The sequence below is a fragment of the Acidobacteriota bacterium genome (genome assembly GCA_020853395.1).
In the GTDB taxonomy this organism is placed as follows: domain Bacteria; phylum Acidobacteriota; class Vicinamibacteria; order Vicinamibacterales; family SCN-69-37; genus JADYYY01.
The window spans coordinates 83,444-102,115 of record JADYYY010000007.1 but is presented as its reverse complement, the minus strand read 5'-3'; the positions used below and the strand labels follow the sequence as shown (position 1 = coordinate 102,115).

The window sequence follows — 18,672 nt, the reverse complement described above, 5'->3', positions numbered from 1 at the left end:
ACGAGTCGTCATGGCGAACAAACGCGGAACGGGTCGCGGCTACTACATGATCAGCGCCGTGGCCGCCAAGTACAACATCCACCCGCAGACGCTCCGGCTGTACGAGCGCGAGGGGCTTCTGAAGCCGTCGCGCACGGAGGGGAACACGCGGCTCTATTCGGACGAGGACCTGCAGGAGCTCGAGACGATCCTCGCGCTGACGCGCGACCTGGGCGTGAACCTGGCGGGCGTCGAGATCATCCTGAACATGCGGCGGAAGATGGAGCGGATGCAGCGCGAGGTCAACGAGTTCATGCAGTACGTGAAGGGTGAGCTCGCGCGCGGCCTCGGTGACTGGGAGCAGCGGCTGAACACCGCGCTCGTGCCGACGTCGGCGTCGGACCTCGGCGCGGCCGTCGAGCCGCCGGCCGACGCGAACGCGTCGACGCGATAGCGGCGCGGCGGCCGTCTCGGTGCTATCCTGATCGCGCGATGGCGTGCGCACACTGTGACGGCACCGGCTGGCGTCCGGTCGATCGGCCGGACGGTCGCCGCCGCGTCGAGCGCTGCGCCTGCTGGCACGACGCGCAGGCCGCGCGCCAGCTCGAGGCCGCGCGCATTCCGCCGCGCTACGCGCGCTGCGATCTCGATCGGTTCATCCTCTATCCCAACGAACAGCTCGTCTCCGCCGTCGCCCGCGCGAAGCGGTTCGCCGATGCCTTTCCGGCCGTCGCCAAGGGGCTGTGCCTCATCGGGCCGCCCGGCATCGGCAAGACGCACATCGCCGTCGCCGTGCTGCGCCGCGTCGTGCTCGAGCACCGCGCCCGCGGCCTGTTCTACGACGTGCGCGATCTGCTGCGCGTCATCCGCTCCACGTACAACCCCGTCGTCCGCACGGCCGAGATGGACGTGCTGCGGCCCGTGATGGACGCGGAGCTGCTCGTGCTGGACGATCTCGGCGCCGAGAAACCGTCGGAGTGGGTCGAGGAGACCGTCAACCTGATCGTCAACACCCGTTACAACGAGCGGCGGCCCACGATCTTCACGACCAACTACGAGGACGTGCCCGACGAGACGGACGTCAACTCGCTCAAGGCGCGCGTCGGCTTCCGGCTGCACTCGCGCCTGCACGAGATGTGCGAGTTCCTGGAGTACGACGGCGGCGACTTCCGGATGCTGCCCTCGAATGGCGGCCCGGACGACCTGATGACGCTCTGGAAGCAGCAGCAGCGCGGCCGTCGCGGCCTGCCGGCGCGGACCTATCGCCCCGCTCGCGCCGAGCTGCGCGACGATCGCGGCCGCGATCCGCGCGAGCTGCGCTGGCCGGGCGGCAAGGCCGGCACCCGATAACGGGTTGCCGCTCGTCAGCGGATCATTGCTGGGTCTCTATCTCCACATCCCGTTCTGCCAGGCCATCTGCAGCTACTGCAACTTCGCCCGCGGCTTGCAGGACGCGCCGCTGATGCGCCGGTACGTCGCCGCGCTTGCGCGCGAGATCGCCGCCGCCGGCGATGGGCGGCCGGCCGACACGATCTTCTTCGGCGGCGGTACGCCGTCGCTGCTCGAGCCCGCCGAGGTGCGCCGGCTCGTCGACGCGTGTCGCCGCGGCTTCCAGCTCACGCCGGGCGCCGAGGTCACGCTCGAGGCGAACCCGGAGAGCGTCACCGCCGCACGCGTCAGCGGCTGGCTCGACGCCGGCGTCACGCGCCTGAGCGTCGGCGTCCAGTCGTTCGACGACGACGAGCTCCGGCGGCTCGGCCGCGTGCACTCGGCCGCGCGGGCGGCGGAGGCACTGGAGACCGCGCGTCGCGGCGGCGTCGACAACGTCAGCCTCGACCTGATGCTCTGGCTGCCCGGGCAGTCGCGGGCCTCGTGGCTGCGCACCGTCGAGGCGGCGATCGGTGCCGCGCCCGATCACGTGTCGCTGTACCTGCTGGAGCTGTACCCCAACGCGCCGCTGAAAGAGGCGATGGCGCGGGCGCTCCACGCGCCGGGCGCAAACACGGAGGCTCGAACGGCTTGGGCGCAGGCCGCCGACGACGAGGCGGCCGACATGTACCTCGACGGGCTGGCGCGCCTCGACGACGCCGGCTACGAACAGTACGAGATCTCGAACGTCGCGAAGCCGGGACGCGAGAGCCGGCACAACCTCAAGTACTGGCAGAGCGGCGCCTGGCGCGGGTTCGGGTGCGCCGCGCATTCGACCATGGACGGCCGGCGCTGGCGCAACGTGACGGCCGCGGCCGAGTACGTCGATCGGATCGACGCAGGCCGGTCGCCGGCCGTGGACGTGCAGGCGCTCGATCAGCCGGGGCGCGTCGAGGAAGCGCTCTTCATGGGCTTGCGGCTGTCGGCCGGCATCGACGTCGGGTCGTTCGCTGCGCGCTTCGGAGTCGATCCCTGGATGCGCCATCGCGCATCGCTCGCGCCGTACGTCGAGGACGGGCTGATCTGGCAGGAGGGACGGCGATTCGGCCTGACGCGCCGGGGCATGCTCGTCGCCAACGAGATCCTCGTGACTTTTGTCTGAAAGCCGCGGGCCCACTTCCCGGTAGTGACGGGCCGACGGTGTACGATATGGTAGTCGGGCTTTTGTTGCGATAGCCCAGGAGGGCGGGAGGCATTTCATGATGTTGTCGGGTTTCGCGCGGGCCAGAGGTCGGCGCATGTTGGCGGCTGTAGCGCTCGCGGCTGTGGTGGGGACGGGAACGGCCTGGGCGCAGGGACAGGCCGCGCCGGCATCGGCGCCGGCGCAACCGGCAGAGGATCCGTTCAAGTTCGACAAGACGGGCGCGGGCGTGATGATCTTCACGGTCAAGCCCGAAGCGGTGGCCGAGTTCGACCGGATCTGGTCCGAGGTCAAGAAGAGAACGGCTGCCAGCGCCGACGAGAACCTCAAGGCGCTCGGCGCGAGTTTGAACATCTACAAGTTCGCCGTCGGTGCGCCGGAAGGGCAGACGTACGTCCTCACTGCCGATCCCGCATCCAAGACGCTGAGCTACAGCCTGTCGCCGTTTCTCCTGTTCGAGTCGAAGCTGTTCAGCCGCGAGGAAGGTGACGCGGCGATCAACAAGATCAAGGACTCGATTGCGCAGTTGAACGCGATTGCGGTGACGAAGATTCAGTAGACGTTGGACGCTGCGAAGGGGAGGGACGCCAGCACCTGCGTGGCGTCCCATTCGCGTTTTTGGGGGCCTGATGCGCCACGTCCCGAACGCGGCGATCGTGTGCTGTGCGGTCTTCGTCCTGCTCGGCACCGAGCCTTCCCGGGCGCAGGAGCGGCCGGCGCCAGCCGCCCCGGCAAGGTCCGACTACGTGTTCTCGACCGGCGCGGGCGTTCTCGTCTTTCACGTGCGGCCCGAACGCGCGCAGGAGTTCGAGAGCGTCATCCGCCGGCTGTCGCAGGTCCTCGCGTCTTCCACCGATCCCGTGCGGCGCCAACAGGCGGGCAGTTGGCGGATGTTCCGTGCCGTCGAGACGACGCAGGACGCCGCACTCTACGTCTTCGTCTTCGATCCCGCGGTGACGACGGCCGACTACGATCCCGTGCGCATCCTGGCGGAAGCGGCGCCCGCCGAGGCGCAGGTGCAGTACGAGATCCTGCGAGCCGCCGTGATCAAGGTCGAGAAGTTGGCCTTGGCGCCGGTGCAGTAGCGCCCCGTCGTCTGCCGCTGCGGCAGACATCTGGCCCTGACGTGTAACGGCGTGCCGCGTCCGAGATCGCGTCGCCGGGCGTCGAGTCACGAGCGCGCGCGGCGACGCGGCCCGACGCTGGCCGCTCACCAAGGACGTCTGAAGAGTCCCTACTGACCGCGCGGCTCCGGGCGGATCAGAACGCGAGATTGGCGCCGACGTAGAAGCGGGTCGGCGTGCGCTCCACGGGGGCGCCGCGAAGCCGGAAGATCCGGTAGTCCACCCGCACCCGCAACGGGCCGAGCACCGGGAACTTCAGGCCGCCGCCGACGTTGGTGCCGATGCTCGTTTCCCGCTCGGTGCCGGCACGCTCGCGGAAGAAACCGCCGCCCGCCGTCACGTACAACTGCAGCCGGGTCGGCGTCTGGATCAGGCCGTTGACCATGCCGGTCGTGAGTCCCGGCGCCGCTTTCACCGGATCCTCGGTGAGCGTCGCGTACTCCCCTTCGAAGCCGACGACGAGCAGCGAGATCCCGAGGGCGAAGCCGCGCGCGGCATGAGTCGAAGGCGTCGGCGAGAAGCCCCAGAAGGCAGTGATGTCGGCGTTGGCCGCGCGGGGCAGCAGCAGGAGGGCGACCGTCAGCAGCCCGAACCGGACGAAGCGCGTCATGGATCGTCTATCGGCCGGCGTAACATGCCTCTGCATGGATCTTCGCACCTCGGCCGAGCAGGACCTGCTGCGCCAGTCGGTGCGCGCGTTCGTCGAAGCGGAGATCCGCCCGCACGTGATGGCGTGGGACGAGGCGGAAGCGTTTCCGCCCGAGCTGGTCCCGAAGCTCGGCGCGATGGGGCTGCTCGGCATGCAGGTGCCGCCGGAGGACGGAGGCGCCGGCCTGTCGGCGCTCGACTACTGCATCTGCCTCGAGGAGATCGCGCGCGTCGATCCCTCGGTGGCGCTGTCGGTCGCCGCGCACAACGGCCTGGCCGTCGCGCACCTGTCGATGTTCGGATCCGCCGCTCAGAAGGCGCGCTGGCTGCCGCCGCTCGTGCGCGGCGATCAGCTCGGCGCCTGGGCGCTCACCGAGGCGGGGGCGGGCAGCGACGCGGCCGCCCTGCGCACGTCCGCGGCGCGCGATGCCGGCGGGTGGCGCCTGACGGGCACGAAACAGTTCATCACCCACGGCCGCATCGCCGGCGTGCTCGTCGTCATGGCCGTCACCGATCCGGCGCGCGGGCACCACGGCATCTCGGCGTTCGTGCTGGACCGCGCCACGCCGGGCCTGCGCGCGGGACGCAAGGAGCGCAAGCTGGGCATGCGCGCGAGCGACACGAGCGAGGTGATCCTCGACGACGCCGAGGTGCCGGAATCGGCGATGCTCGGCCTGGAAGGCGAGGGCTTCATCCAGACGCTGCGCGTGCTCGACGCGGGGCGCATCGGCATCGCGGCGCTGGCCGTGGGCCTCGCGCAGGGCGCGTACGAGGCCGCGCGCGAGTACGCCACGACGCGGCGGCAGTTCGGCCGGCCGATCGCCCAGTTCCAGGCGATCCGATGGAAGCTGGCCGACATGGCGACGCGGCTCGACGCCGCCCGCCTCCTGACCTACCGCGCGGCGTGGCTCCGCGACACGCACGCGGATCGCACGACGATGGCGTCGTCGATCGCGAAGCTGTACGCGAGCGAGGCCGCGGTGCGCGCCGCCGAGGAGTGCGTGCAGATCCACGGCGGCTACGGCTTCGTGAAAGACTACCCGGCCGAGAAGCTCTTCCGTGACGTCAAGCTCTGCACGATCGGCGAGGGCACGAGCGAGATCCAGCGGCTCGTCATCGCGCGCCAGCTCCTCGGGCACTGACGTGGACGCCGCGATGCTCGATCGGCTGCGTGCCCGCGATCCCCGCGCCATCGCCCGCGCGCTCACGATCGTCGTCGACGAGCGGCCGGCGGCTCGCGCGCTGCGGCGGACTCTCACCGGCGCGGGCGGCCGCGCGACGATCGTTGGCATCACGGGGCCGCCCGGGGCCGGCAAGAGCACGCTCGTCGATCGGCTGATCGCGGCGTACCGCTCGTCGAATCGGACGGTCGGCGTGCTCGCGGTGGATCCGACGAGCCCGTTATCAGGCGGCGCCCTGCTCGGCGACCGCATCCGCATGCAGGCGCACGCGTCCGACAACGGCGTGTTCATCCGCAGTTTGGCGACGCGCGGCGACGCCGGCGGCCTGCCGGCGACCGCCGCCGACGCCGCGTTGGTGCTCGATGCGGCGGGCTTCGACGTCATCCTCGTCGAGACCGTGGGCGTGGGCCAGGACGAGGTCGACGTCGGGCGCGTGGCGGACGTCACCGTGGTGGTGCTGTCGCCGGGCGCCGGCGACGACATCCAGGCGCTCAAAGCGGGCCTCATGGAAGTGGCCGACGTGTTCGTCGTCAACAAGGCGGACCTGCCAGGGGCGGAGGCCGCGCAGGCCGCGGTGCAGGCGTCCCTCTCGCTCGGCACGGCGCGCGAGGACGGGTGGACGCCGCCGATCGAGCGGACGATCGCGACCGACGGGACCGGCGTGCCGGATCTCGTCGAGGCGATCGCCCGCTATGCCGAATGGTCGCGGACGCACGGCCGTCCGCCAGCGATGCGCCGCGCGCGGCAGGCCGTGGAGGCCGCCGCCTTGCGAGCGATGCGTGCGGCGCTCGACCCGGCGCTCTTCGAGGAGCTTGCGCGGCGCGTCGAGGCGGCGGATCTGGATCCGCGCGATGCGGCCGACCTGTGGATCCGCCGCGCCGCTCCGGCGCCGCCGGCGCCGGTCGAGCTGGACCACGTCGCGGTCGCGGTGCGCGATGCTCGCGACGTGATCGCGTTCCTCGACGCCGTCGGCGTCCAGACCGGCGAGGCCGAGGACGTGCCCGACCAGGCCGTGCGGGTGCGCTTCGCCGCCGCAGGCGCGGCGTCGATCGAAATCGTGGAGCCGGCCGGGAACGCGTCTCCCGTCGACGCGTTCCTGCGCCGGCGCGGGCCGGGCCTGCACCACGTGGCGATCCGCGTGGCCGATCTGTCGGGTTGTTTGCGGCGGCTCGAGGCCGGCGGTATTCGCCTGATCGACCGGGCGCCGCGTCGCGGCGCGCACGGGCGCGACGTGGCATTCGTCCATCCCGCCAGCGCGGGCGGCGTGCTCGTCGAGCTCATCGGGAAGGAGCCGGCGCATGACGATCGGTGAGCTCGACGTGGTCTCGCTGTCCGACGGCACCTTCCGCCTCGACGGCGGCGCGATGTTCGGTGTCATCCCGAAGACGCTCTGGGAGCGGCGGGCGCCCCCCGACGCGCGCAACCGGATCCCGATGTCGATCCGGCCGCTGCTCGTCCGCACGCCCACCCGCAACGTCCTCATCGACGCCGGCGTCGGCGACAAGCTCGGCGCGAAGGAAATCGAGATCTACGCGATCGATCGCACGCAGCACTTGACGCTCTCGCTCGCCGCCGCGGGGCTGACGGTGAGCGACATCGACGTCGTGATCGCGACGCACCTCCACTTCGATCACGCCGGCGGGTTCACGCAACTGGTGGACGGCGTGCTGATGCCGGCGTTCCCCAAGGCGCGGTACGTCATCCGCCGCGGCGAGTGGGACGACGCGACGCACCCGCACGAGCGGAACCGGGCGAGCTACCTGTCGGAGAACTACGTGCCGCTGCTCGAAGCTGGCCTCGTCGACTTCGTCGACCACGACGGCGACGTGCTGCCGGGCATCAGCGTGTGGCGCACGGGCGGGCACACGATGCACCATCAGATCGTCCGCCTCGAGTCGGGCGGGGAGACGGCCATCTTCGCCGCGGACCTTCTGCCCACGGCCGCGCACGTCGACGACGCCTGGATCATGGGGTACGACCTCTATCCGGTCGACACCCTGCACTTCAAGAAACGGTTCGTGGCCGAGGCGGCCGCGCGCGAGTACGTTATCTTCTTCGAGCACGATCCCGTCCTGACGGCGGGTCGCATCACGATCGAGCACGGCAGGAAGCGGGTGGACCCGCTCTGACGCCCGCCGGCGATCCGGCGAGACCATCGGCACACGTTCATGTCCTCGACCATCGGCATCGGCATCATCGGCGGCAGCGGCCTGTACGACATGGCCGAGCTCGTGGACCGCGACGCGCGCGTCGTGACGACGCCGTTCGGCGATCCGTCCGGCCCCTACGTCACGGCCACGCTGCGCGGACGCCGCGTGGCATTCCTCGCCCGGCACGGCGGGGGGCACCGGCTGCTTCCATCGGAGATCAACTACCGCGCGAACATCTACGGGTTCAAGACGCTCGGCGTGGAGTGGATCCTGTCGGCGAGCGCGGTCGGCAGCCTGCGCGACGACTACCGGCCGCAGGATCTGGTCGTGCCCGACCAGTTCTACGACCGCACGCGCGGGCGCGCCAGCACGTTCTTCGGCGACGGGCTCGTGGCGCACGTGGCCTTCGCGCACCCGTTCTGCGCGCCGTTGAGCGACGTGCTCCACCGTGCGGCCGTGCGGGCCGGCGGCACCGTGCACCGCGGCGGCACCTACGTCTGCATGGAAGGGCCGCAGTTCTCGACCGTCGCCGAGTCGAACCACTACCGCGCGTCGGGCTTCGACATCATCGGGATGACGAACCTGCAGGAAGCGAAGCTCGCGCGCGAGGCGGAGATCTGCTACACGACGCTCGCGCTCGTCACCGACTACGACTGCTGGCATCCCGACCACGACGCGGTCACGGTCGACATGATCGTCGCGAACCTCACGGCGAACGCCGCGATGGCGCAGCGCGTGATCGCCAACGCCGTCGAGGCGCTGCCGATCGCGCGCCAGTGCGAGTGCGCGCGCGCGCTCGAGGCGGCGATCATCACCCGGCGCGACGTGATTCCGGCCGCGACGAAGGAGAGGCTGCGGCCGCTCGTCGCCAAGTACCTGGGAGCGTAACGTGCCTGGTCTGCACCCGCGCATCATCGTCACCGGCTCGATCGCCTTCGACTACCTGATGTCCTTCCCCGGGACGTTCACGGATCACCTGTTGCCGGAGCATCTGACCAGGGTGAGCCTGAGCTTCCTCGTGGACTCGATGGACAAGCGCCGGGGCGGGTGCGCGCCGAACATCGCCTACAACCTCGCGCTGCTCGGCGAGCGGCCGTCGCTCATGGGCACGGCGGGCCAGGACTTCGGCGACTACCGGCAGTGGCTCGAGGCGGCCGGCGTCGACACGTCGCTCGTGCGGGAGGTGCCGGGCAAGTTCACGGCGTCGTTCTTCTGCAGCACCGACGTGCGCAACAACCAGATCGCGTCGTTCTACACCGGCGCGATGGCGCACGCCGGCGAGCTGTCGTTCCGCACGGCAGGGCACGCGGACCTCGTCATCATCTCGCCGAACGACCCTGGCGCGATGACGCAGTACGCCGAGGAGAGCCGGTCCATGGGCCTGCGGTTCATCTTCGACCCCGGGCAGCAGTGCGCGCGGATGTCCGGGCCCGAGCTCGTCGACGGGCTGACCGGTGCGCACATGCTCATCTGCAACGACTACGAGTTCGAGATCCTGAAAGAGAAGACCGGCCTCGGCGAGACCGACGTCCTCGAGCGCGCGACGACGCTGGTCGTGACGCGAGGGGAGCACGGCTCGACGGTCATCGGTCACGGCCGCCGCGTCGACGTGCCGGCCGTGCCGCCGACGCAGGTGGTGGATCCAACCGGCGTCGGAGATGCGTTCCGCGCCGGCTTCATGAAGGGGCTCGTGCACCAGGCGCCGGCCGACGTCTGCGCCCGGATCGGCAGCGTGGCGGCGACCTACACGCTCGAGCACCTCGGCGGCCAGAGCCACGCGTACACGTGGGACGAGTTCCGCGCGCGCTACGAGGAGCACTTCGGGCCGCTCCGGCTGGCCTGACCGCCGTGACGAGCTGGATCCTGGCCGCGGCGATCGCGTGGCCGCTGCTGCTCGGCGCCGCGCTGGCCGGGCACGTCACGGTTGGCCCACGCCCATGGTCAGCCGTCGTCTACCTCGCAGCGTCGCGTGTTTGTCACCAGCGGCCGGACCGATCGTTCCAGGTGGCCGGCGTGCGATGGCCGGTGTGCGCGCGCTGTGCGGGCGGCTATCTGGGCGGCATGGCGATCGTGCCGTTCGCTTTGACGTTGGCGCGGCGGCTGCGCCGCCGCGCCGTGACGGTGCTGGCCGCGGCGTGCGTGCCGTCGGCGCTCACGATCGTGGCGGAGTGGGCGGGCGCTCCCGTGTCGAACGAGCTGCGCGCCGTCGCCGCGATCCCGGCCGGCGCGGCGATCGTCGTCGCGCTCGTGTCGGCGCTCGCCGGGGCGGGCGAAGCAATCGGATAGACTGACTACCAATGCCGTCCGATCCGAAATCCGGCGCCGCGACGGACCGGCGTCACGCCGCCGGCGTTGCCGCGAGCGCGCGTCCCGCTGTGGCGGTCGTCTCGGTCGTCGCGTGGCTCGTGCCCGGCGCGGCGCACGTCTGGCAGGGGCACGTGGCCAAGGGCGCGGTGTTCTTCGTCGTGCTCCTCGCCATGTTCGGGATCGGCCTCGCCTGCGGCGGCCGCCTCTTTCCGTTGCAGCCGGGCGACGTGCTCGTGTTCCTCGCCGGGCTCGCCGAGTACGGGCTCGGCCTGCCCAGGCTCGCGGCCGCGTTCGGCGGATGGGGCGCCGGCGACCTGGTCGCCGCGTCGTACGAATACGGGAACACCTTTCTCATCGCCGCCGGGCTGTTGAACGCGCTCGTCGTGCTCGACGCGGTCGACCTCGCGACCGGACGCAAATCGTGACGTCGCACGCCGGCCTGATGCTGATCTTCGCGGCGTGCGTCGCGATCGTGTTCGCGACGCTCATGCGCGACGGCGGCCGCGAGCAGATGCGGCTCGGCCTGCGGATCTTCGCCGGGCTCGTCGCCGGGGCGTTCGTGCTCGGGTGGGTGATGTACGGAGTGTTCGGATGAACGGCCGGCTCTGGCGCTGGGGGCCGGCGCTCCTGCAAATGGCGCTGATCTTCGGCACGTCGAGCATTCCCAACCTCCAACACCTGCCGGGCGACGTATCGGACAAGACTGCGCACTTCGCGGCGTACGCGGTGCTGGCCGCGCTGCTGCTCTGGGGCACGTCGAACGTGCGCTGGGCCGGCGTCGGCTGGCGCAGCGGGCTGCTGGCGATCGCCGGCGCGGCTGCCTACGGCGTGTTCGACGAGCTCCACCAGGCGTTCGTGCCGGGGCGCTCGACGTCGTTCGACGACTGGGTCGCGGACGTGAGCGGCGCGTCGGCGGCCGTGCTCGTGCTCGCGGCGATCGCGCGCGTCCTGACCCGTTCGGCGCGCGCAGTATAATTTCCCGCGAATGGCCCACGAGTACCTGCTCGTCGAGCGCGACGGCAGCGTCCTGACCATCGTCCTCAACCGACCGACCGTCCTGAACGCGCTCAATGCGCGGATGATCGAGGAGCTCGACGACGCGCTGGCGGACGCCGACGCCGACGCGTCGATCGGTGCCGTCGTGCTCACCGGGGCCGGCGATCGGGCGTTCTCCGCCGGCGCCGACCTTCGCGAGATCGTGCAGGACGGCCCGGCCGGCGCGCACGTGCGGGCCAGGCGCGCGCACGCCGTGTTCACCCGGATCGAGCGGCTGCGCATGCCCGTGATCGCGGCGATCAACGGCCTGGCCCTCGGCGGGGGCTGCGAGCTGGCGCTCGCGTGCGCGCTGCGGCTGGCGTCGATGGGCGCGACGTTCGGCCAGCCGGAGATCGGGCTCGGCCTGATTCCCGGTTACGGCGCGACGGTGCGCCTGCCGCGGCTCGTCGGCCGCGGCACCGCGCTCGAGCTGCTGCTCACCGGTGAGCCGATCGCCGCCGACGAAGCCTGGCGCGTCGGGCTCGTCAACCGGGTCGTGCCAGCGGGCGACCTGCGGAGCGCCGCGCACGCGCTCGCGATGTCGCTGGCGGCGCAGCCGAGGCTCGCGATGCGCTACCTGCTGGAGGCGGTCGCCGCCGGCCTGGAGATGCCGGCCGACGTCGCCCGCGATCACGAGGCGACGCTCTTCGGTCTCGTGTGCGCGACCGACGACATGCGCGAAGGCGTTTCTGCGTTTCTCGATCGGCGTCGTCCGGAGTACCGCGGCCGATGACCCCGCGCGTCGCGCTCGTCGTGTCGGAATACCACACGTTCGTGACCCACGGCCTGGAGGCCGGCGCGCGCGCCGTGCTGCAGGAAGCGGGCTGGTCCGACGACCGGATCGATCGGCTGGCCGTGCCGGGCGCGTACGAGCTCGCCCAGGCGGCCAGGCGCGTCGCTGGCAGCGGGACGGTCGATGCGGTCGTGTGCCTCGGCTGCCTGATTCGCGGCGAGACGCCGCACTTCGACTACATCGCGCAGGCCGCGGCGCACGGCATCATGCACGCCGCGCAGGCGACCGGCGTGCCGGTGACGTTCGGCCTGCTCACGACCAACACGGTGGAAGAGGCGATCGCCCGATCGAGCAGCGGCCCCATGAACAAAGGGCGGGAAGCGGCGGCCGCGGCCCTCGCGATGATCGATCTGTACCGGGCGATTGCCGGGCCGAACGGACCGGGCCCGTCGTGAGATCCGAGCCGAACGCGCCGCGCCGACAGGCGCGCGAAGCCGCATTGCGCATCCTGTACTTCTGGGAAGTGGGCCAGGCCGATCCGCGCGAGGCGATCGGCGCGTACTTCCAGGAGCACGCGCCGGCGGCTCCGGCCGAGGTGGTCGAGTTCGCGAGCACCATCGTGCTCGGGACCGTCACCGAGATCGGCGGGATCGACGCCCTCATCGAGCGCCACACCCGGCACTGGCGGCTGGAGCGGCTCGCCGTGATCGATCGCCTGATCCTCCGGATCGGGACGTGGGAGCTCGCACACCGGGGCGACACGCCGGCGCCCGTGATTCTGAACGAGGCCATCGAGCTGGCGCGGCGCTTCGGGACCGACGAGTCCGTGCGCTTCGTCAACGGCGTGCTCGATGCCATTCTGAAAACCCTCGACGCCGGCGGGAGTACCCGCCCGGCCGAGTCGAGCTAGCCGCCATGTCCAGCGAACAGGAACAGTACGCCCAACGGCTCGCGAAGCTGCGTGAGATGCAGGACCTCGGCGTCCCCGCGTATCCGACCGGCTTCGAGCGCACGGCCACGATCGCGACCGTCGTGCGCGAGCATGGCCGGACGAGCGGCGAGGCGCTCGAGGCCGCCCGGCCGATCGTCGCCGTCGCCGGCCGGATCCTCGGGATCCGGAGCTTCGGCAAGGCGAACTTCCTCGTTCTGTCCGACGGCCTCGAGCGGCTGCAGGTCTACGTGCGGGCCGACTCGGTCGACGCGCGGAGCTTCCAGGTCTTCAAGCTCCTCGATTTCGGCGATCACGTCGGCGTGTCGGGGCGCCTGTTCCGGACGAAGACCGACGAGCTGACGATCTGGGCCGATCGGATCGAGCTGCTGGCCAAGTGCCTGCTCCCGCTGCCCGAGAAGTGGCACGGGCTCACCGATATCGAGACCCGCTATCGGCAGCGTTACCTCGATCTCATCGTCAACCCGGCGTCGCGGCGTGTGTTCGAGACGCGCGGCCGCGTCGTCGCCGCGATTCGCCGGTTCCTGGACGAGCGCGGGTTCGTCGAGGTCGAGACGCCGATGATGCAGCCGATCGCCGGCGGCGCGCTGGCGCGCCCGTTCATGACGCACCACAACGCGCTCGATCTCGATCTGTACCTGCGGATCGCGCCGGAGCTGTACCTCAAGCGGCTCGTCGTCGGCGGCTTCGAGCGCGTCTACGAGATCAACCGCAACTTCCGAAACGAGGGGATCTCGACGCAGCACAACCCCGAGTTCACGATGCTCGAGTTCTACGAGGCCTACGTGAACTACGAGCACCTGATGCGGTTCACCGAGCACTTGCTGCCCGCGATCGTCGAGGAGGTGACCGGCCGGCTGGAGGTGCCGTTCGGCGAGCACGTGCTGTCGTTCGCCGCGCCGTACCGCCGGCTGTCGCTGCGGCACGCGGCGGCCGAGGCGGCCACCGAGCGGCTGCGCGGCGATGCCGCGCACGGGGAAGGCGTGACGGCCGACGACCTGCGCGATCGCGCCAAAGCGGCGGCCGTGGCGCGCGCGCTCGGCTTCACGGTCGAGCCCGCGCACGGCGCGGGCAGGATCGCGACCACCATCTTCGAGGGGGTATGGGAAGATCGGCTGGTCCAGCCGACGTTCGTGTACGACTTTCCGACCGAGGTGTCGCCGCTCTCGAAGCAGCGGCCGGACGATCCCGACACCGTCGAGCGCTTCGAGCTGTATGCCGGCGGCTTCGAGGTGGCGAACGGGTTCAGCGAGCTCAACGATCCGGCGGAGCAGCGGCGCCGGTTCGAGGCGCAGTTGAAGGACCGCGCCGCCGGCGACGCCGAGGCGCACCAGATGGACGAGGACTACATCCGCGCGCTGGAGTACGGGTTGCCGCCGGCCGGCGGGGAAGGCATCGGCATCGACCGGCTGATCATGCTGCTCACCAACAGCCCGTCCATTCGCGACGTGATCCTGTTTCCGCTCCTGCGGCCGCACGCGCCGCAGGACGCCGGCTCCTCGACTTAGCGGACCGCCGACCGCTCGCCGCCGCCATGTCCTTCGCCTGGTTCGTCGCCCGTCGCTACCTCACGGCCCGCCGACGCCAGGCGTTCATCTCGGTGATTTCGGCGGTATCGATCCTCGGCGTGGGCGTCGGCGTCATGGCGCTCATCATCGCGCTGGCGCTGATGACGGGCGTCCAGACGGAGCTGCGCGACCGCATCGTCGGATCCACCGCGCACGTCTTCATCTCGAAGGACGATCCGAATCCGCCGCCGCTCGACGCCGACCCGGCGCACTGGCGCCGGCCGGGCGTGCGCGGCGCCTCGCCGATGATCGTCGGCTTCGGGCTGTTGACGGCGAGCGGACAGACGCCGAAGGCCGTCACGATCAAGGGCATCGATCCGCGGACCGAGCCGGACGTCACCGACATCGGCCGGTCGCTGTCGAACGGCGCGCTGCAGGCGGTGGCTCGCGCGGGCGATCGGTTGGACGGCGTGTTGCTCGGCGCGGAGCTGGCGCGCGAGCTCGGCGTCACGACCGGCGACACCGTGGACGTCTTCACGTCGAACCTCACGCCGACGCTGGTCGGCGTCATCCCGCGGACCCGGCCGCTCACGGTCGTGGGCACGTTCTCGTTCGGGTTCTACGAGATCGACGACAGCTACGCGCTCGTCTCGCTCGAGACGGCGGCCGATCTGCTCGGGATCGACGGGCCCGACATGATGCAGCTCCGCCTCGACGACATGGCCGGCGCGCCCGCCATGCGCGAGCGGCTGCAGCAGGAGCTCGGCACCGCCTACCGCGTGCAGGACTGGACGCAGCTCAACCAGCCGCTCTACTCGGCGCTGCTGCTCGAGAAGATCGCCATCTCGCTCACGATCGGCCTGATCGTCATGGTCGCGGCGCTCAACATCGTCGCGTCGCTCGTCCTCCTGGTGATGGAGAAGACGCGGGATATCGCGATCCTGAGAACGATGGGCACGCCGGCGGCTGTCATCCGCCGGATCTTCGTGCTGCAGGGGCTCACGATCGGGTTGATCGGCACGCTGGCCGGCACCGCGTGCGGTCTCGTCGTGTGCCTCGTGGCGGATCGGTATCGGCTCGTGAAGCTTCCGCCGGACGTCTACCAGATCACGTACCTGCCGTTCCGGGTGCTGCCGATGGACGTGCTGGTCGTGGTGCTGTCGGCGGTCGGCGTGTGCCTGCTGGCGACGCTGTACCCGTCGCGGCAGGCCGGCCGGATCGATCCGGCGGAGGCGTTGCGCAACCAATGACGCCGTTCGTCGACGTCCGCGGGGTCGCCAAATCGTACCGGGTCGCCGGCGGGCGGCTCGACGTGCTGCGAGGCATCGACGTCAGCGTCCCGCGCGGCGAGATGCTGGCCGTCGTCGGCGCGTCGGGCGTGGGGAAGAGCACGCTGCTCCACGTGATCGGCGGGCTCGACACGCTCGACGCCGGCAGCGTCCAGATCGGGGAGCATCGCATCGATCAGATGAACGACGGCGAGCGGGTCGCGTTTCGGAACCGGCACGTCGGGTTCGTGTTCCAGTTCCATCACCTGCTGCCCGAGTTCAGCGCCGTCGAGAACGTCGCGATGCCGCTGCTCATCGCCGGCGAGAGCCCGCGCGCGGCGCGGGATCGGGCGGCCGCGCTGCTCGACCGGGTCGGCCTGGTGGACCGGCTCGAGCACCGGCCCGGCGCGCTCTCGGGCGGCGAGCAGCAGCGCGTGGCCGTGGCGCGCGCGCTCGTGTCGCGGCCGTCGCTCCTGCTCGCCGACGAGCCGACGGGCAATCTCGACGAGCGGACGGCGCTCGAACTGCACGCGCTCATGCGCGAGATGCACCGCGAGCACGGCCTCACGTCGGTCCTCGTGACCCACAACAGCGCGCTGGCCGGCGCCTGCGACCGCATCGTCCGCCTCGAAGGCGGGCGGATACATGCCGTATAATGCGAATGGGAATGGCCTACACGCCCCGTTTTCAGGCGGCTGTTTGAATGTTTGAACGCTACACGGAACGAGCGCGGCGGGTTCTCTTCTTTGCACGCTACGAGGCGACGCAGTTGGGAAGCACGTCCATCGAGACGGAGCACCTGCTGCTCGGCCTCATCCGTGAGGGCAAGGGCCTCACGAGCCGGATCTTCGCGCGGTCGCACCTGTCGCTCGAGAGCATCCGGAAGGAAATCGAGGGCCGGACGGTCTTTCGCGAGAAGGTGTCGACCTCGGTCGAGATTCCGTTCAGCCCCGAGACCAAGCGCGTGCTGCAGTTCGCGGCCGAGGAAGCCGATCGGCTGCTGCACACCTACATCGGCACCGAGCACCTGCTGCTCGGCATCCTGCGCGAAGAACGGTCGGTCGCGGCCGCCATCCTGTACGACAAGGGCATGCGGCTGGCCGCCGTGCGCGAAGACATCGTCCAGTTGCTCAACGAGAAGACGGCGCCGTCCCGCCCGAAGGAGACGCCGCTGCTGGCGGAGTTCAGCCGCGACCTGAGCGAGGCCGCGATGAAAAACCAGCTCGACCCGCTCGTCGGCCGCGCGCCAGAGCTCGAACGGGTCCAGCAGGTGTTGTGCCGCCGCACCAAGAACAACGCCGTGCTCATCGGCGAGCCCGGCGTCGGCAAGACCGCCATCGTCGAGGGGCTCGCCCAGAAGATCGCCTGCGGCGACGTGCCGCACTTCCTGGCCGACAAGCGGGTGCTGGCGCTCGACATCTCGCTCATCGTCGCCGGCACCAAGTACCGCGGCCAGTTCGAGGAGCGGCTCAAGGCGATCATGAAGGAGCTCATCGAGAACCCGAACATCATCGTGTTCATCGATGAGCTGCACACGCTCGTCGGCGCCGGGTCGGCCGAGGGGTCGCTCGACGCGGCCAACATCCTGAAGCCGGCGCTCTCGCGTGGCGAGATCCGCTGCATCGGCGCGACGACGCCCGCCGAGTACCGGAAGTACATCGAAAAGGATCGATCGCTCGAGCGCCGCTTCCAGGCGGTCAAGGTGGATCCGCCGAGCGAGAAGGAGACCGTCCAGGTGCTGATGGGCATCAAGGATCGGTACGAGGCGTTCCACCACGTCGAGTACTCGTCCGACGCCATCGAGGCGGCCGTGTACCAGTCGAGCCGCTACATCACCGACCGGTTCCTGCCCGACAAGGCGATCGACCTCATCGACGAAGCCGGTGCGCGGGCCAAGCTGCGCGACGCCGAGCTATCGGCCGAAATCGGCGAGCTCAGCCGCATCGTCCGCACCGCCGTCGAGAACATGGACGGCGCGATCACGGATCGCAACATCGAGAAGGCCTGGCTGTACCGCGACCAGGAAGTGCAGGCGCGCGAGTCGCTCCAGGTCGTCCGGGAGCGGATGGACGTCAAGTCGCAGGCCAGCCGCGTCGCCATCGGCAAGCAGGAGATCGACGAGGTCGTCTCGAACTGGACCGGCGTGCCGTTGATGTCGGTGACCGAGGACGAGGGCGGCAAGCTGCTCCGCATGGAGGACGAGCTCCACCGGCGCGTGATCAGCCAGGAGAAGGCGATTTCCGCGCTGTCGCGAGCCATCCGCCGCTCCCGCGCCGGATTGAAGAACCCCCAGCGCCCGGTCGGCAGCTTCATCTTCCTGGGACCGACCGGCGTGGGGAAGACGGAGCTGGCCAGGGCGCTCGCGAACTTCCTGTTCGGCAGCGACCATGCGCTCATCCGCTTCGACATGTCGGAGTACATGGAGAAGCACTCCGTCTCGAAGTTGATCGGATCGCCGCCCGGCTACGTCGGTCACGAAGAAGGCGGGCAGTTGACCGAAAAGGTGAAGCGCAATCCGTACTCGGTCGTGCTGCTCGACGAGATCGAGAAGGCGCACCCGGACCTTTTCAATATCCTGCTGCAGGTGTTCGAAGACGGCCATTTGACGGATGGCCTCGGGAACCGGGTGAACTTCAAGAACACCATCGTGATCATGACGTCGAACATCGGCGCGCGCTTCATCCAGAAGAAGGCGTCGATGGGGTTCCAGACGCCGGATACGCGCGAGATCCAGAAGTCGGTGACCGACATGGTCCTCGGCGAGGTGCGCCGCACCTTCAACCCCGAGTTCATCAACCGCGTCGACGAGCTCATCGTCTTCGATCCGCTGTCGGACGACGACCTGCGCCAGATCACGCTGCTGCTGATCAGCACGCTGAACCAGCATCTGGCAGACCGCCAATTGCGCGTCGAGGTGCTGCCCGACGTGGTGGACTGGATCATCGACGCCACGTGCCGCGACCGCTCGTACGGTGCCCGGCCGCTCCGCCGGGCGATCCAGCGGTACATCGAGGATCCGCTGTCCGAGGAGCTGATTCGCGGCCAGTTGCGCAGCGGCGTCATCGAGATCTACATGGACCACGGGACGCTGGCCTGGCGATCCGCGGGTCAGACCGACGCCGGCCGGCGTCTGGCGGTGACCGTCTAACTCGTCATGATTCGTGGCTATGAAGGCGGGTCGCTCGCGCACCCGGCGGGGCGCGTGTGCCATCCCGGTGCGA

Annotated in this window: 22 protein-coding genes; 21 read left to right on the top strand and 1 reads right to left on the bottom strand. The window is 70.3% G+C overall.

The features are described from left to right. Positions 1–10: 10 nt before the first annotated feature. The 5 genes from IT184_06220 (at position 11) to IT184_06200 (ending at position 3,633) form a co-directional block, all read left to right on the top strand. Positions 11–433: a helix-turn-helix transcriptional regulator gene (locus IT184_06220; GenBank protein MCC7008393.1), complete on the top strand. Its 423-nt coding sequence runs from the start codon at positions 11–13 to the stop codon at positions 431–433. A 38-nt stretch (positions 434–471) separates the two neighbouring features. Continuing rightward, positions 472–1,329 (top strand): ATP-binding protein, encoded by an 858-nt coding sequence (locus tag IT184_06215; protein ID MCC7008392.1) that lies wholly within the window; start codon positions 472–474, stop codon positions 1,327–1,329. Positions 1,330–1,333: 4 nt separating this feature from the next. Continuing rightward, a complete protein-coding gene (hemW, locus tag IT184_06210) occupies positions 1,334–2,509 on the top strand; it encodes a radical SAM family heme chaperone HemW (GenBank protein ID MCC7008391.1) in 1,176 nt (391 codons plus the stop codon). 136 nt (positions 2,510–2,645) lie between these two features. Beyond that, positions 2,646–3,107, top strand: coding sequence for a hypothetical protein (locus IT184_06205; GenBank protein ID MCC7008390.1), 462 nt, complete (start codon positions 2,646–2,648; stop codon positions 3,105–3,107). A 70-nt stretch (positions 3,108–3,177) separates the two neighbouring features. Further along, positions 3,178–3,633, top strand: a complete 456-nt coding sequence (locus tag IT184_06200; GenBank protein ID MCC7008389.1) for a hypothetical protein — start codon at positions 3,178–3,180, stop codon at positions 3,631–3,633. A gap of 175 nt (positions 3,634–3,808) precedes the next feature. On the opposite strand, the gene IT184_06195 is transcribed toward IT184_06200, so the two are convergent. Next, on the bottom strand, positions 3,809–4,282 hold the full coding sequence (locus IT184_06195) for a hypothetical protein (protein ID MCC7008388.1): 474 nt from the start codon (positions 4,280–4,282) through the stop codon (positions 3,809–3,811). 34 nt (positions 4,283–4,316) lie between these two features. On the opposite strand from IT184_06195, the gene IT184_06190 reads away from it, so the two are divergent. Genes IT184_06190 through IT184_06115 form a run of 16 tightly spaced genes read left to right on the top strand, consistent with a single transcriptional unit; the run spans position 4,317 to position 18,599 of the window. After that, the gene (locus IT184_06190) at positions 4,317–5,462 is read left to right on the top strand and encodes an acyl-CoA dehydrogenase family protein (protein MCC7008387.1); all 1,146 of its coding nucleotides are present in this window, start codon (positions 4,317–4,319) and stop codon (positions 5,460–5,462) included. Between the two features lies 1 nt (position 5,463). After that, entirely contained in the window at positions 5,464–6,813 is a 1,350-nt protein-coding gene (gene meaB, locus IT184_06185) for a methylmalonyl Co-A mutase-associated GTPase MeaB (protein MCC7008386.1), read from the top strand. Next, positions 6,800–7,630 (top strand): MBL fold metallo-hydrolase, encoded by an 831-nt coding sequence (locus IT184_06180; protein ID MCC7008385.1) that lies wholly within the window; start codon positions 6,800–6,802, stop codon positions 7,628–7,630. The genes meaB and IT184_06180 overlap by 14 nt, the downstream gene beginning before the upstream one ends. Positions 7,631–7,669: 39 nt before the next feature. Next, positions 7,670–8,539, top strand: a complete 870-nt coding sequence (gene mtnP / locus IT184_06175; protein MCC7008384.1) for an S-methyl-5'-thioadenosine phosphorylase — start codon at positions 7,670–7,672, stop codon at positions 8,537–8,539. 58 nt (positions 8,540–8,597) lie between these two features. Next, positions 8,598–9,494 carry a carbohydrate kinase family protein gene (locus IT184_06170; protein ID MCC7008383.1) on the top strand — a complete coding sequence of 299 codons (897 nt, stop codon included), beginning with the start codon at positions 8,598–8,600 and terminating at the stop codon, positions 9,492–9,494. A 5-nt stretch (positions 9,495–9,499) separates the two neighbouring features. Next, positions 9,500–9,937 (top strand): DUF2085 domain-containing protein, encoded by a 438-nt coding sequence (locus tag IT184_06165; protein ID MCC7008382.1) that lies wholly within the window; start codon positions 9,500–9,502, stop codon positions 9,935–9,937. Positions 9,938–9,948: 11 nt separating this feature from the next. Beyond that, positions 9,949–10,383, top strand: coding sequence for a hypothetical protein (locus tag IT184_06160; GenBank protein MCC7008381.1), 435 nt, complete (start codon positions 9,949–9,951; stop codon positions 10,381–10,383). Beyond that, the gene (locus tag IT184_06155; protein ID MCC7008380.1) at positions 10,380–10,553 is read left to right on the top strand and encodes a hypothetical protein; all 174 of its coding nucleotides are present in this window, start codon (positions 10,380–10,382) and stop codon (positions 10,551–10,553) included. Before IT184_06160 ends, IT184_06155 begins: the two co-directional genes overlap by 4 nt. Before the next feature lie 38 nt (positions 10,554–10,591). Next, entirely contained in the window at positions 10,592–10,933 is a 342-nt protein-coding gene (locus tag IT184_06150; GenBank protein MCC7008379.1) for a VanZ family protein, read from the top strand. 10 nt (positions 10,934–10,943) lie between these two features. Next, positions 10,944–11,726 carry an enoyl-CoA hydratase/isomerase family protein gene (locus IT184_06145; protein ID MCC7008378.1) on the top strand — a complete coding sequence of 261 codons (783 nt, stop codon included), beginning with the start codon at positions 10,944–10,946 and terminating at the stop codon, positions 11,724–11,726. Then, positions 11,723–12,181 (top strand): 6,7-dimethyl-8-ribityllumazine synthase, encoded by a 459-nt coding sequence (locus tag IT184_06140; GenBank protein ID MCC7008377.1) that lies wholly within the window; start codon positions 11,723–11,725, stop codon positions 12,179–12,181. Before IT184_06145 ends, IT184_06140 begins: the two co-directional genes overlap by 4 nt. After that, positions 12,178–12,636: a transcription antitermination factor NusB gene (nusB, locus tag IT184_06135; protein ID MCC7008376.1), complete on the top strand. Its 459-nt coding sequence runs from the start codon at positions 12,178–12,180 to the stop codon at positions 12,634–12,636. Before IT184_06140 ends, nusB begins: the two co-directional genes overlap by 4 nt. Positions 12,637–12,641: 5 nt before the next feature. Continuing rightward, positions 12,642–14,183, top strand: coding sequence for a lysine--tRNA ligase (lysS, locus tag IT184_06130; protein MCC7008375.1), 1,542 nt, complete (start codon positions 12,642–12,644; stop codon positions 14,181–14,183). A 26-nt stretch (positions 14,184–14,209) separates the two neighbouring features. Then, on the top strand, positions 14,210–15,433 hold the full coding sequence (locus tag IT184_06125) for an ABC transporter permease (protein ID MCC7008374.1): 1,224 nt from the start codon (positions 14,210–14,212) through the stop codon (positions 15,431–15,433). After that, positions 15,430–16,107 carry an ABC transporter ATP-binding protein gene (locus tag IT184_06120; protein ID MCC7008373.1) on the top strand — a complete coding sequence of 226 codons (678 nt, stop codon included), beginning with the start codon at positions 15,430–15,432 and terminating at the stop codon, positions 16,105–16,107. The genes IT184_06125 and IT184_06120 overlap by 4 nt, the downstream gene beginning before the upstream one ends. Before the next feature lie 47 nt (positions 16,108–16,154). Continuing rightward, complete coding sequence (locus IT184_06115) at positions 16,155–18,599, top strand: ATP-dependent Clp protease ATP-binding subunit (protein ID MCC7008372.1); 2,445 nt, start codon at positions 16,155–16,157, stop codon at positions 18,597–18,599. Positions 18,600–18,672 lie beyond the last annotated feature (73 nt).